General features: G+C 71.0%; 7 protein-coding genes and 1 tRNA gene. 5 read left to right on the top strand and 3 right to left on the bottom strand.

The features are described 5' to 3' along the window. Together RNB18_RS21625 and RNB18_RS21620 are read left to right on the top strand one after the other, a co-directional pair. A complete protein-coding gene (locus RNB18_RS21625; protein WP_311715747.1) occupies positions 1-213 on the top strand; it encodes a formate dehydrogenase subunit delta in 213 nt (70 codons plus the stop codon). Between the two features lie 83 nt (positions 214-296). Beyond that, the gene (locus RNB18_RS21620; protein ID WP_266514695.1) at positions 297-1,229 is read left to right on the top strand and encodes a LysR family transcriptional regulator; all 933 of its coding nucleotides are present in this window, start codon (positions 297-299) and stop codon (positions 1,227-1,229) included. A gap of 742 nt (positions 1,230-1,971) precedes the next feature. Here the strand turns inward: RNB18_RS21620 and RNB18_RS21615 are convergent. Then, entirely contained in the window at positions 1,972-3,555 is a 1,584-nt protein-coding gene (locus RNB18_RS21615) for a FadD7 family fatty acid--CoA ligase (protein WP_311715746.1), read from the bottom strand. A 254-nt stretch (positions 3,556-3,809) separates the two neighbouring features. Here RNB18_RS21615 and oxc point away from each other — a divergent pair, with 254 nt between their 5' ends. After that, entirely contained in the window at positions 3,810-5,558 is a 1,749-nt protein-coding gene (oxc, locus tag RNB18_RS21610) for an oxalyl-CoA decarboxylase (protein WP_311715745.1), read from the top strand. Positions 5,559-5,587: 29 nt separating this feature from the next. After that, complete coding sequence (gene frc, locus RNB18_RS21605) at positions 5,588-6,844, top strand: formyl-CoA transferase (protein ID WP_311715744.1); 1,257 nt, start codon at positions 5,588-5,590, stop codon at positions 6,842-6,844. A 66-nt stretch (positions 6,845-6,910) separates the two neighbouring features. Here frc and RNB18_RS21600 read toward each other — a convergent pair whose 3' ends face one another. After that, the gene (locus tag RNB18_RS21600) at positions 6,911-7,339 is read right to left on the bottom strand and encodes a PAS domain S-box protein (RefSeq protein WP_311715743.1); all 429 of its coding nucleotides are present in this window, start codon (positions 7,337-7,339) and stop codon (positions 6,911-6,913) included. Positions 7,340-7,522: 183 nt separating this feature from the next. Here RNB18_RS21600 and RNB18_RS21595 point away from each other — a divergent pair. Beyond that, positions 7,523-7,610: transfer RNA gene (locus RNB18_RS21595), tRNA-Leu, on the top strand. Between the two features lie 123 nt (positions 7,611-7,733). Here the strand turns inward: RNB18_RS21595 and RNB18_RS21590 are convergent. After that, complete coding sequence (locus RNB18_RS21590) at positions 7,734-12,857, bottom strand: non-ribosomal peptide synthetase (protein ID WP_311715742.1); 5,124 nt, start codon at positions 12,855-12,857, stop codon at positions 7,734-7,736. Positions 12,858-13,412: the final 555 nt, after the last annotated feature.

Genomic DNA, 13,412 nt, shown 5'->3' with positions numbered 1-13,412 from the left:
ATGGCAGCGACCGTGCCGTCGGAGTGCAGGATGGCCAACGACATCGCCAGGAACCTCGGACATCTGCCGGGGGAGGACGCCGCGGAGGCGATCGCGGGGCACATCGGCAGGTTCTGGGACCCGCGCATGCGCACCCGGCTCCACGAGTTCGTCGATGCCGGGGTGGACGGCCTGGACCCGTTGGTGGTGGCCGCGGTGAAGCTTCTGCGCTGACCTGTGCGGTCTCCTCCCTGTACATCACTCCACACTGCATACAGTATGGAGCCAGTGATCCCATGGGCAGGGAGGAGCCGCTCATGCTGTTCCGGCAGCTCGAGTACTTCGTGGCGGTGGCGAGGGAACGGCACTTCGCCCGGGCGGCGGAATCCTGCTACGTCTCCCAGCCCGCGCTCTCGGCGGCGATCGCCAAGCTGGAGCGGGAGCTGAACGTCACGCTGATCAACCGCGGCCACAACTACCAGGGCCTGACCCCGGAGGGCGAGCGGCTCGTGGTGTGGGCCAAGCGGATCCTCGCCGAACAGGACGCCTTCAAGGCCGAGGTGGCCGCCGTGCAGTCCGGCATCACGGGGACCCTGCGGCTCGGCACAGACCCCACCGCGTCCACGACCCTCGCCCTTCCTGTGGCCGCCTTCTGCGCGGCGCACCCGCTGGCCAAGGTCCAGGTCCGCTCCCGGCTGTCGACGAAGGAACTCCATCGCCAGCTGCGCGACTACGAACTCGACGTGGCCATCGCCCACTTCGACCCGGACGACCAGGAGGGCCTCCAGGTCGTCCCCCTCTACCAGGAGAGGTACATGCTCCTGGTCTCCGACGACCAGTTGGTGGCCCAGTCCGCCACCGTGTCCTGGGCGGACGCGGCCCAGTTGCCGCTCGCGCTGCTGACGCCGGACATGCGGATCCGCCAGATCGTCGACACCGTGTTCGCGGAGAAGGGGTACGTGGTGACCCCGCAGGTCGAGACGGACTCGATCGCCTCCCTCTACGCACACGTGGGCGGCGGTGGCTGGGCGAGCATCGTGCCCCACACCTGGCTGCGCGCGATGCCGGTGGTCGGCCGGACGAGAGCCCTGCCGCTGGTCGACCCGGAGGCCGGAGCCCAGGTCTCTGTGGCGATCCATGCGGCGACCCCCGGCTCGGTCGCCGCCCGCGCGTTCGTCAACGCGGCGACCGGCCTCTCCCTGGACGACTTCTTCGCCCGCCCCCTGCCCCCCGAACACCGGGTGCGCTGAGCTCCGCCAGGGGCGGGTGCCCGGCCGGCGCTGCTTTCTCCGGTCCGGTTGTCGTTTTGCGGTGCACGGCGGTGCGGCGCCGGGCGCGTCCGCGACGACTCCCTTGCCCGGCCGCCCCCTGCCGGGCGCTGCCGCGACTGCCCTGACGAGGCGCTGCGCCCAAGCCTGCCTAGCCGGGGCGTTGCGTTCGACAGGCCGCTCCCTGGCGGGCATGGCGGGCGCTGCCGCTGCCCCGTCGGGATGCTGCCCCAAGCCTGCCTGGTCAGGGCGTTGCCTCCGACAGGCCGCTCCCGCCGAGCACCCCGGGCCCTGTCGCGGAGCGGCCCTCAAGACTGCCCGTGGAGACACACTGCCTCCGGCAGGCCGCTCGCCGCCGGGCGTGGCGGGCCTTGTCGCGACTGCCCTGTCGGGGTGCTGCCCTCAGGCCTGCCTGGTCGGGGTGCTGCCTCCGGTAGGCGGCTCCCCGCCGGGCGTGGCGGGCCTTGTCGTGACTGCCCTGTCGGGGCGCCGCCCCCAAGACTGCCTGGTCGGGGCGCTCCCCCCCCCGACAGGCGGCTCCCCGCCGGGCGCGGCCGACGCTGCCCCGACTGCCCTGTCGGGGCGCTGCCCCCAAGACTGCCCGTCGGGGCGCTCCGCCCGACAACCCGCTCCCCGCCGGGCGCGGCCGACGCTGCCCCGACTGCCCCGTCGGGGCGCCGCCCTCAAGACTGCCCCGCCCAGGCGCCGCCTCCGTCAGCCCCTGTCAGGGTGCGTACCGGGCCTGCACCGCCTTCCGGTCCAGGCCTCCCTTCGCGGTGTATGGCAGCGCGGCGACCAGCTCGAGACGGTCCGGTACTTCGAACGCGGCCAGCCGGTCACGGCAGTACCTCAGGATTTCCTCGCGCCCGACGCCGTCACCCTCGCGCACCACCACGGCGGCACCGACCCGCTGCCCGTAGACCCCGTCGGGGACGGCGAACACGGCCGCCTCCGCGACCCCCGGGCAGCCGGCCAGGATGTCCTCGACATGCTCGGGCGAGATCTTCTCCCCGCCCCGGTTGATGAGGTTCTTGATCCGCCCGGTCAGCGACAGGTACCCGTCCTCGTCCAGCGCGCCCAGATCACCGGTGCGCAGCCACCCGTCGACGAAGGTCCGCGCCGACTCGTCGCCGTCGGCGAGATAACCCCGGGCGACCGTGGGCCCCTGCACCCACACCTCGCCCTCGACGCCCGCCGGACAGGAACGCCCGCCCCGGTCCACGACCCGTACCTCGACCCCGGTCGGCCGGCCCACCGACCCCTGCCTGAGCGCCCCCCGCTGCGGCAGCGGTTCGCTGGTCGCCTGGTGCGAGGACTCGGTCATCCCGTACGCGGACAGCAGCGGCGCGCCGAACGTGCGCTCCAGGGCCCGCTGCGTCGCCGTGTTGAGGGGCGCGCTGCAACTGCGGACGAACTTCAGCGGCGGCGCCTGCGGACCCGGGTACTCCCGCTCCGACCGGTCCAGAAGGATCTCGTGGATCGCCGGCACCGCCGTGAACCACGTGGCGCCCACGGCCCGCATGTCGTCCCAGAAGGTGCCCGCCGAGAACCGCCCCCGCTCGGGCAGCAGCACACAGCCCCCGCTCGCCAGGGACGCCAGCAGCGCGGCGAACAGCCCGTGGCCGTGGAAGAACGGCATCACCGCGACCGTCGCGTCCCCGGGACCCAACTCGTAGGTGGCGCAGATGTTCCGAAGCGAGGCGGCCACATTGGCGTGCGTCAGCGGGACCATCTTCGCCCGGTCGGTGGTGCCGGCGGTGAACAGCACGAGGGCGTCCCGGTCCGACAACTCACCGGCCGCGCCCCCGCCTTGCGACACTTCGCAGAAGCCGGGTTCGAGAACCACCGCAGCCGTCCCCGCCCGGGAGACGTCCACCCGCAGCGGCCAGGCCGGCACCGGAAGCGCGACGACACCGGCCACCGCCGGATCGAGGAGAACCGCCCGGGCCCCCAACGCCAGTAGCCGAGCGGACAGTTGGATCTCGGGCAGCGCGGGATCCAGCGGAGCCACCACCAGCCCGGCCCGCGCCGCGCCCAGCAACCCGACGACGAACTCCGCGGTATTGGCACCGATCAGGCCGACCGCGTCACCGGGGCGCAGCCCAGCACCAGCGAGCCGGGCGGCCACGTCGTCGGCCAGGGACCTGAGCCCCCGGTACGACAGGTGCACACGCTCGCCGGTCACCACGAGGGCCCGGGCGTCGGGGCGTTCACGTACCTGCCGGTCGAGGAGGTCGACGAGGCCCGTGACCTCCGAAGGCCGGTACCGGTTCGCGTCACGCACGGATGCCGCGGCCGGAACGGCCATGACCCCACCCCCTCGCACAGGTCCGACGAAACATCCACTGCGAGCGTGCGGTGGCACCCGGTGCGCGTCCAATACCCGCTGGCGAACGGCCGATAGCAGCTGTCTATCAAGGGAGTTGCAAAGCCCCTGACCAGCCCTCGATAGACGCCGTTTATCGGCTGGTCGCCGATGGGTCTTGGACGCGGACGAGCGCGCTGCGGATGGTGAGAGAAGTAGCCGCTCCGGCAGGACCTGCCCAAGGAGGACCTCGGACCATGACCGCCCCCTCGACACTGGAGACCGCGGCAGCAGCCGACGTTCCGACCGAGCTCACCGACGGGTACCACCTGGTCGTCGACGCGCTCAGGATGAACGACGTCGACACCATCTACGGGGTGGTCGGCATCCCGATCACCGACCTGGCCCGACTCGCCCAGGCGCAGGGCATCCGCTACATCGGCTTCCGCCACGAGAGCAACGCCGGACACGCGGCCGCCATCGCCGGCTACCTCAACAAGAAACCCGGCGTGGCCCTCACGGTCTCGGCCCCGGGCTTCCTCAACGGCCTGGTCGCCCTGGCCAACGCGACCACCAACTGCTTCCCGATGGTCCAGATCTCCGGCTCCAGCGAGCGCCACCTCGTCGACCTCAAACAGGGCGACTACGAGGAGATGGACCAACTCGCCGCCGCGCAGCCCTTCGTGAAGGCCGCCTACCGGGTCAGCCGGGTGGAGGACATCGGCCGCGGCATCGCGCGCGCCCTGCGCACCGCGATCTCCGGGCGCCCCGGCGGTGTCTATCTCGACATCCCCGCCGCGGTGCTCGGCGCCATCATGCCCAAGGAGGAGGGCGACCGGACGCTGAGCCGTCTCGTCGACCCCGCGCCGCGCCAGCTGCCGGCGCCGGAGGCCGTGGACCGGGCGATCGAGCTCCTCGCCTCCGCCGAGCGCCCGCTGGTGGTGCTGGGCAAGGGGGCCGCGTACGCCCAAGCGGACGCCAAGGTACGGCAGTTCATCGAGTCGACCGGCATTCCCTACGTACCGATGTCGATGGCGAAGGGACTGCTGCCCGACGACCACCCCCAGTCGGCGGCCACCGCCCGTTCCCTGGCGCTGAAGAAGGCCGACGTCGTGATGCTGATCGGCGCCCGCCTCAACTGGCTCCTTGGCCACGGCCAGGCGGGGTGGAATCCCGACGCCAAGTTCGTCCAGATCGACATCGACCCCAAGGAGATGGACAGCAACCAGCCCATCTCCGCGCCCCTCGTCGGTGACATCGAGTCGGTGCTCGACGCCCTCGCCGAACGCACCAAGCCCGGCCAGATCACGGCCCCTTCGGCCTGGCGCGAGGAGCTCGGGGCGCGCTCGGCGCAGAACGTCGCCAAGATGGCCAAGCGCCTGGAGGCCGACCCGCACCCGATGCAGTTCATGGGCGCCCTGAAGGCCGTACGCGACGTCGTGCACGCGCACCCGGAGACGTACATCGTCAACGAGGGCGCCAACGCACTGGACATCGCGCGCAACGTCATCGACATGCACGTGCCGCGCCACCGCCTCGACAGCGGCACCTGGGGCGTCATGGGCATCGGCATGGGCTACGCGATCGCCGCCGCCGTCGAGAGCGGCGCCCCGGTCGTGGCCATCGAGGGCGACAGTGCCTTCGGCTTCAGCGGCATCGAGATCGAGACCATCTGCCGATACCAGCTGCCCGTCGTCACTGTGATCATGAACAACGGCGGTGTCTACCGAGGCGACGACACCAACCCGTACGACGACGCCCCCTCGCCCACGACCCTCATGTCGGCGGCCCGCCACGACCTGCTCATCGAGGCGTTCGGCGGCAAGGGCTACCGGGCCACCACCCCCGCCGAGGTCACCGCCGCCCTCACCGAGGCCCTCGCCTCCGGCGGCCCGGCGCTCATCGACTGCGTGATCGACCCCTCGGCCGGCACCGAGAGCGGCCACATCTCGCACCTCAACCCCAAGGGCATCACCGTCGGCAACATCACGCCGGCCAAGAAGTGACCACGTAACTTCACGAAAAGGAAGCACACATGAGTGAAAAGCCGCTCGCCGGAATCAAGGTGATCGACTTCACCGGGGTCCAGGCCGGTCCCGCCTGCACACAGATGCTCGCCTGGTTCGGCGCCGACGTCCTGAAGGTGGAGCGCCCCAACGGCGGCGACGTGACGCGCCGTCAGCTCAGGGACATCGAGGACCTGGACGCGCTCTACTTCACGATGCTCAACAGCAACAAGCGCTCCCTGGCCATCAACACCAAGACCGCCGAGGGCAAGGAGGTCCTGGAGAAGCTCATCAAGGACGCCGACGTCCTGGTGGAGAACTTCGCCCCGGGCGCCCTGGACCGCATGGGCTTCACCTGGGACCGCATCCAGGAGCTCAACCCGCGGCTGATCTTCGGTTCGGTGAAGGGCTTCAACGACCAGTCGTCCTGGAACGACCTCAAGGTCTACGAGAACGTCGCCCAGTGCGCGGGCGGCGCCGCCTCCACCACCGGCTTCTGGGACGGCCCTCCCACCATCTCCGGCGCCGCCATCGGCGACACCAACACCGGTATGCACCTGGCGATCGGCATCCTCACCGCGATCATCGACCGCGGGCGGACCGGCCGCGGCCAGAAGGTCTCCGTCTCCATGCAGGACGCCGTGCTCAACCTGTGCCGCGTCAAGCTGCGCGACCAGCAGCGCCTGGAGCGGGTCGGCTACCTGGAGGAGTACCCGCAGTACCCGAACGGCGAGTTCACCGACGTGGTGCCGCGCGGCGGCAACGCGGGCGGCGGCGGCCAGCCCGGCTGGGTCCTCAAGTGCCAGGGCTGGGAGACCGACCCGAACGCGTACATCTACTTCACGGTCCAGGAACAGAACTGGAAGCGCACCGCCGAGGTGATCGGCCACCCCGAGTGGGCCGAGGACCCGGAGTACGCCACCGCGCGAGCCCGCCAGTCGCACATCTTCGAGATCTTCGAGGAGATCGAGAAGTGGCTCGCGGACAAGACCAAGTACGAGGCGGTGGACATCCTGCGGGAGTGGGAGGTGCCCTGCGCTCCGGTGATGAGCATGAAGGAGATCGCCTACGACGAGGACCTGCGCAACAGCGGCACGGTCGTCGAAGTCGAGCAGAAGGGCCGCGGCACCTATCTGACCGTCGGCAGCCCGGTGAAGTTCTCCTCCTTCAAGCCGGAGGTCGTCGGCGCCCCGCTGCTGGGCGAGCACAGCTCCGAGGTCCTGGTGGAGCTGGGCTACGACGAGGAGACCATCGGCCGGCTGAAGGAGAGCGGGGTCATCGTCTGACGTAGAGCCGACGCGAAGCGGCCGTGGCCCGAAGGCCACGGCCGCTTTCGTGCTGTCCGGTGGGGCTCAGACCGTCGTCGTCTCGGCCCGGCGCCGCATCAGATCCCGCTCCCGCTCGCGTCGCGCGGTGACGTCCCGGACGACCGCGCCGCAGTAGGAGCTGCCGTCGGGTCCCGTCAGCAGCACCACGCTGAACTCGATGGACAGCTTCCGGCCGTCCGCGGCCAGCGCCGGGACGTTCAGCAGATCCGCGTCCCCGTACTTGCTGTACCCCCGCTCCATGGCCGCCTCGAACCCGTCCTGGTGCCGCTTGCGATGCCTCTCGGGAATGATGACGTCCAGGCTCCGACCGGCCACGTCGGCAGCCGGAAATCCGAAGATGCGCTCCGCGCCCCGGTTCCAGTAGCGGATCAGCCCTTCGCTGTCGATGATCACTATGCCGTCGGGTGCCTGGTCTGCCATGCCGAGCACCACCGCGGGATCCAGATCTGCCATGTCGCCTCCGAGCAGGGGCCGTTTGGTGGCCAACAGTATACAGAATACTGTCGTCACATGCCCCGGCGCGGCTCCCAGGGGTTCTCGGGGAGGACGGATATGCAGGTGAAGGGCACTCCGAAAGCTTGGTATTGTTGTCCATGTCGCCGCGCGGAACACCTCCGTCAAGGCGGCAGACACCTGGTCCGGGTGGCGGAATGGCAGACGCGCTAGCTTGAGGTGCTAGTGCCCTTTATCGGGCGTGGGGGTTCAAGTCCCCCCTCGGACACCAACTCTTCAGACACAGGAAGTGCCGGCCATACTTGGTCGGCACTTCTTCTGCTTCATCGTCGTATGTCGGCTGTGAGCAGAGCCGGGTGACTGCCCGGAAGGGACCACCCGGCTCATCACCTGGCTACTCGGCGAGCAACTCGGTGACCTCCTCGTCCGACAGCCCGGACAGCCAGCCGAGTACGTCGTCCACCTCGCCGTCGCCTGCCTCGGCAAGCTGCCTGCTCTGCACCAGGGCTGCCAACCGCTCGATGGTCAGCGAGCCGCTGAGCAGCTCACCGGCGGAAAGGCTGACTCCGAACGCATAACGCACACGCATCGCGACCCGGGTGGCCATGAGGGAGTGACCACCCAGCTGGAAGAAGTCGGCGGTGACTGACGGCTCCGGAATCCCCAGCACCTCGCTCCAGATGGCGGCGATCCTGCGTTCCACGGGGTTGCGCGGTGGGACTGTCTCCTCGGGCGCGGTCACCCGGGGGATGGGGTCCGGCAGTGCCCCGCGATCCAGCTTGCCGTGCGGGCTCACCGGGAATTCCGACAGCACGGTCACCGCGTCCGGGACCAGGCCCGCCGGCAGTGCCTTTTCGAGATGGGCGCGCAGCATGGCGGGGGAGGGGAACTCCGCACCCGCGGGTACGACCCAGGCCAGCAGCCGCAGCCGACCCGATGTGTCGGGCCGTGCCTCCACGACCGAGGCGCGTACGAGCGCATGCCGGTTCAGTACCGTCTCGATCTCGCCGGGCTCCACGCGCTGGCCGCGGATCTTGAGTTGGCGATCGAGCCGACCCAGGTACTCGAATGTCCCGTCAGGGCGCATCCGGGCGCGGTCACCGGTCCGGTACAGGCGTTCGCCGGGATGGTAGGGGTCGGGCACGAACCGCTCGGCGGTCATGCCGGGGCGGCCGAGATAGCCGCGGGCCGGAGCGATCCCGCCGATGTGGAGCTCCCCCGGGGCCAGCGGCGGGGCGAGTCTGCCCGATGGGTCGAGAACGTACAGACGAGTGCCCGCGATCGGACGGCCGATGGGGACGCGGATCTGGAGCGCCTCCGCGGGATCGACGTGCTGGGCCGCGACATCGATCGCCGCCTCCGTCGGCCCGTACAGATTGTGCAGCCGTACGCCTGGCAGTACCGCTGCGAAGTGTTCGGCCAACGCAGGGGTCAGCTCCTCGCCTGCGCAGATGACCTGACGCAGGGTCTGAGAGGCGTGCGCGGCGGCGGGCTCCTCCAGGAAGATCTGGAGCATCGACGGGACGAAGTGGCAGGTGGTGACGGCGTGCTGGGCGATCAGATGGGCGAGGTAATAGGGGTCACGGTGTCCTTCCGGCCGGGCGAGGACCACCTTGGCCCCGGCCACCAGCGGCGCCAGCAGCTCCAGGCCCGCCACATCGAAGCTCACCGGGGTTTTCAGCAGCACCGCCTCCCCGGCTTCCAGTCCGTAGGAGTGCTGGAACCACACGAGTTGGTTCGCCAAGGCGGCGTGGGTCGTCATCACGGCCTTGGGCTCGCCCGTCGAGCCTGAGGTGAACAGCACGTTGGCGAGGTGGCCGGGCAGCGTCTCCGATGGTGTGAACAGGCCGGTGCCGCTCTCCTCGGGATCGACCAGCACGGTGCCCTCGGGAAGGGCGAACCCTGGCGTGGCTCCGATGAGTACCCTGGCCCGCGCGTCGCCGATCTGTCGCCTGAGGCGGGCCGACGGGTGAGCGATGTCGAGGGGCAGGTAGGCGCCTCCGGCGAGGAGCACGGCGTACACCGCGATGACCAGCTCGGGCGAGCGGGGCAGACATACGGCCACGGGCTGGTCCGCGGTCACACCGAGTGCGCGTAGCCGGGTCGCCAGCCCCCGTGCCCGCGAGTCGAGGTCGCCGTAGGAGAGCGAACCGCCGTCCCACGCAACAGCCGTCGCCTCCGGGGCCGAGCGTGCGACGCGCTCGACGAGCTGGTGGACCAGTACGTCGCCGAGTGCCGCCGGGCCTCCGTCCGCGACGGTTCGCGCGATCCGCTCCGCCTCGGCGGGAGCCAGCGTCGGCAGGTCGGCGGCAGGGGTGGCCGGCTCGGTCAGCGCCGCGTCGAGCAGGGTGGGGAGCCCGGCCAGCAGTGCGGCGACGGTCTGCTCCTCGAAGAGGTCCGTCGCGTAGACGGCGTGGCCTGTCAGTGAGCCGTCCAGTTCCGGACGGAGGTGTACGGACAGCTCGAACTGTGCGCCGGGCGCGGGCAGTTCGAAGGGCTCAGCGCGCATGCCCCTGGCCTCCCAGGCGTCGATCGGGAGGTTCTGGAGCACGAGGAGAGCGCGTACCAGCGGAGCACGACCGTCGGCGGGCCGCTCCGCGGCCGCACGGACGATCTCGTCGAACGGTGGCCGTCCGTGGTCGTAGGCCGCGAGACACTGGTCCCGTACGTCGTCGATGACGGCGCCGAAACCGGCCGAACGGGTCCGTACACGCAGCGGCAGGGTGTCGGCGAGCATGCCGATGGCGGCATCGGTGCCGGGCTGGTCCCGGCCCGCTGTCACGGTGCCGACCACCAGGTCGTCCTGGCCGCTCCATCGACCAAGAAGGATGCCGAAGGCCGCCACCAGAACCATGAAGGGGGTGGCTCCCCGGGCCACGGCGACCGTCTGCAGCCTGCCGACCAGATCCGCGGGGATCCGGACGGGCAGGGAGCCGCCGTCCCAGGCCGGCGCGGCCGGAACGGGACGATCGGTGGGCAGCTCCAGCGCCTGTGCCCCGTCGAGCCGGTCGCGCCATGCGGCGAGGGTCTCCTCGGTCCACGACACGCGGGAAGCGACTGCCGCCGGTACGGGACCGACCGTTCCGCCCTCCCGGTAGGCGTCGCCGAGCCGCTGCAGCAGCAGGCCCATCGACCAGCCGTCGAGCACCGAGTGGTGCGCGGCGACGCCGAGCACCCATTCCTGTGCGCTCCGTCGCAACAGCAGCAGACGTACGAGCGGGCCGGTGCCGAGATCGAACGGCTCGGCGGCCAGTGCGCGCAGTTCTTCTCTCACGCGATCCTCGCCCGGCGCCGTCAGGTCGCGAAACGGCAGCCGGAACACATCGGCGGTGGACCGGACGGACAGGCTCAGTGAATCGTCCGGTCCGCGCAGGAACACCGAGCGCAGGAGCGGGACTTCCTCGAAGAGTCCGGTGAGACACCGCTCCAGCAGCGCCCGGTCGAGCGGGCCGTGCAGATGCAGCCCGCCGGCGATGTGATAGGCACCGCCGGCGCCCATCTGGTCGAGCAGCCACATCCGTTCCTGCTGGGGGGTGACGACGGTCGGCCCCGGGAGAGGGGCGCCGGACGGCCGCGCGGGTTCACGAGCCGGGAACGCGGCGAGGTCCAGCGGTGTGAGGCCGTCCAGAAACCGGGTGAGGGGGACGTTCACCCCGCGCGCGTCGAAGAGCGCCGCCTTGAGGCGGACGGCGCGCAGCGAGTCGAGCCCCTGGCCAACCAGCGGTGCGTCCGCGACGAGGGCGGTGGGATCGGTGTCCAGCGCGGTTGCGAGGAGCTCGGCCAGCTCAGCGGGGATCGTCGTCGCCGGTTCCGTCCGCCCGGCCGTCGCCACCGGTTCCAGGGTTCCGGCGAGCCAGCGCGCGCGGCACTCCGCGCGCCGGACCTTGCCGCTGCTGGTGCGCGGGATCTTGCCGACCCGGACGAGGACGACGTCCGCGAGCGAGATCCCGTGTTCTGCCGCCACGGCCTCGCGCACGGCCTTGACGACGAGGGGCTCGTCCTCTTCGCGGAATTTCCGGACCACTTCGTGGACGAGCACAACCCGCTCCGAGGCTCCGTCGTCGACGGCGATGGCCGCGCTCCGCCCCGGGTGCAGGAGCGGGTGGGCCCGCTCGGCCGTCATCTCGAGATCCGGCGGGTACAGGTTGCGGCCGCGGACGATGATCAGATCCTTGATCCGGCCGGTCACGTACAGTTCCGCGTCGTGTCGGAAGCCCAGGTCCCCGGTGCGCAGAAAGGTGCGTCCCGGGTGGCCCTGGGCCGTGGCCTCGAAGTCGATGGCGGTCTGCTCGGGCCGTTTCCAGTAGCCGCGGGCGACGGTCGGGCCGCTGACCCAGACCTCACCCACGACGCCCTCGGGCAGCGGCTCGCCCGTGGCGGGATCGACGATCAGCGTCAGGTCCTCGTAGTGTGCCCAGCCGCAGCCGGTCAGCTCGGCGGCGGACTCACCGGAAGCGGCGACGACCGCCTGGCCGGAGTCCAGCGCCGACCGCTGCACACGCAGGACAGCGGGCTCGGCCCCCGGGTCGACCCTGCCGGCGACGAACAGGGTGGCCTCGGCGAGGCCGTAGCACGGGTAGAACGCCGAGCGGGAGAAACCCGCTGCCCGAAAGCTCTCGGCGAACGCGTCCATCGTGGCACGGCGCACCGGCTCCGCGCCCACGAGCGCGTGCCGCAGTGCCGACAGGTCGAGCTCGTCACGGTCCCCCGGTTCGGTGCGGCGCAGCACCTCGGCGTAGGCGAAGTCGGGGGCGGCGGTAATGGTCGCCCGGGTGCGGCTGAGTGCCCGCAGCCAGCGCATCGGCTGGTGGAGAAAGGTCAGCGGTGAGAGAAGTGTGCAGGGGAAGCCCGTGTGCACGGGCTGCAGGATGCCGCCGATCAGCCCCATGTCGTGGTACGGGGGAAGCCAGCTGACGCCGCGGCTGTTCTCGTCCAGCCCGAGTGACCGCCCGATCGTCGCCGAGTTGTGCACGAGGTTGGCATGGCTGAGCATGACGCCTTTCGGCGTCCCGGTGGAGCCCGACGTGTACTGGAGGAACGCCAGGTCGTCCTGGGACACTTCCGGCTCCTGCCAGTCCTCCGGCGCTGTCGTCGCATCGTCGGTGGTCGCCCACTGGAGGGAGGAACCCAGATCAAGCCGGCTGCCGCGGTCATCGATCGCGGCGAGCGTGACGGTGTCGACCAGGGCGAGCACGGCACCGGAGTCGGAGGCGATGGCACGTACCCGCTCAAGGCCGTGTGTGCCGAGTGGTGGGTAGACCGGGACGGCGACAGCGCCGGAGTACAGGCAGCCGAAGAACGCCGTCACGTAGTCGGGGCCGGGCTGGTGGAGGAGCAGGACGCGGTCACCCGGTCGGGCGTGCTTCTGGATCAGCGCGGCGACCGCCCTGGCGCCGCGGTCGAGTTCGGCGTAGTCCAGGCTGCGGACATCTGTCTCCGAGACCTCGAATTCCAGTGCCAGGCGACGAGGAGTGGTCTCGGCCCGCCGGCGGAGCGTCTCGATGAAGGTGGGGCCCATGGGAACTCCTCGAACGAAGGTCGGTCAGCGGCAGCGGAGCAGGCGGTCGTGGAAGGGGGCGGCGTCGGCGAAACCCGGTTGAGCCGGGCGGCGATGGAAGCCGGGGTGATCAAGAGAAGTGGCGGTCATCGAAAGGCCACCGGCGACCGGCCTCCAGCAGGAGTTCGAGCCCGCGGCAGAATCGCGCCCGTCGACGTCCACGGCGCCCCCATGAGGCGGCAGGCCACCAGGTGTCCCGGCCTCGCCTTCCCGGGGCGCGCATCCCCGGCACCGGTCCCGGCGCTACGCGCGCCGCGACGAACCCGACAGTCACGTACCCCCGTTCCCCGGCGGCGGCCGCAATCCGATCGGCGCCGGAGGGTACGGCCGTCCGCGGCGAGCGAGGGTGACGGCAGCACCGACGCCGTTTCGGCTGCCCACGGGGTCAGCGGCCGAGGCGTCGCCACCGGGAGCCGACCGATGCGATCGTGACATGCCACCGCGGTCCGGCCATCCGCCCCGGTGCGCGGCACGGTGGTGTGCCGTGCTTTCGAGTCGAGTCCGGTCCGCGGCGCA

The organism is Streptomyces doebereineriae (genome assembly GCF_031845645.1).
In the GTDB taxonomy this organism is placed as follows: domain Bacteria; phylum Actinomycetota; class Actinomycetes; order Streptomycetales; family Streptomycetaceae; genus Streptomyces; species Streptomyces canus.
This window is presented reverse-complemented; position numbering and strand designations above follow the sequence as displayed.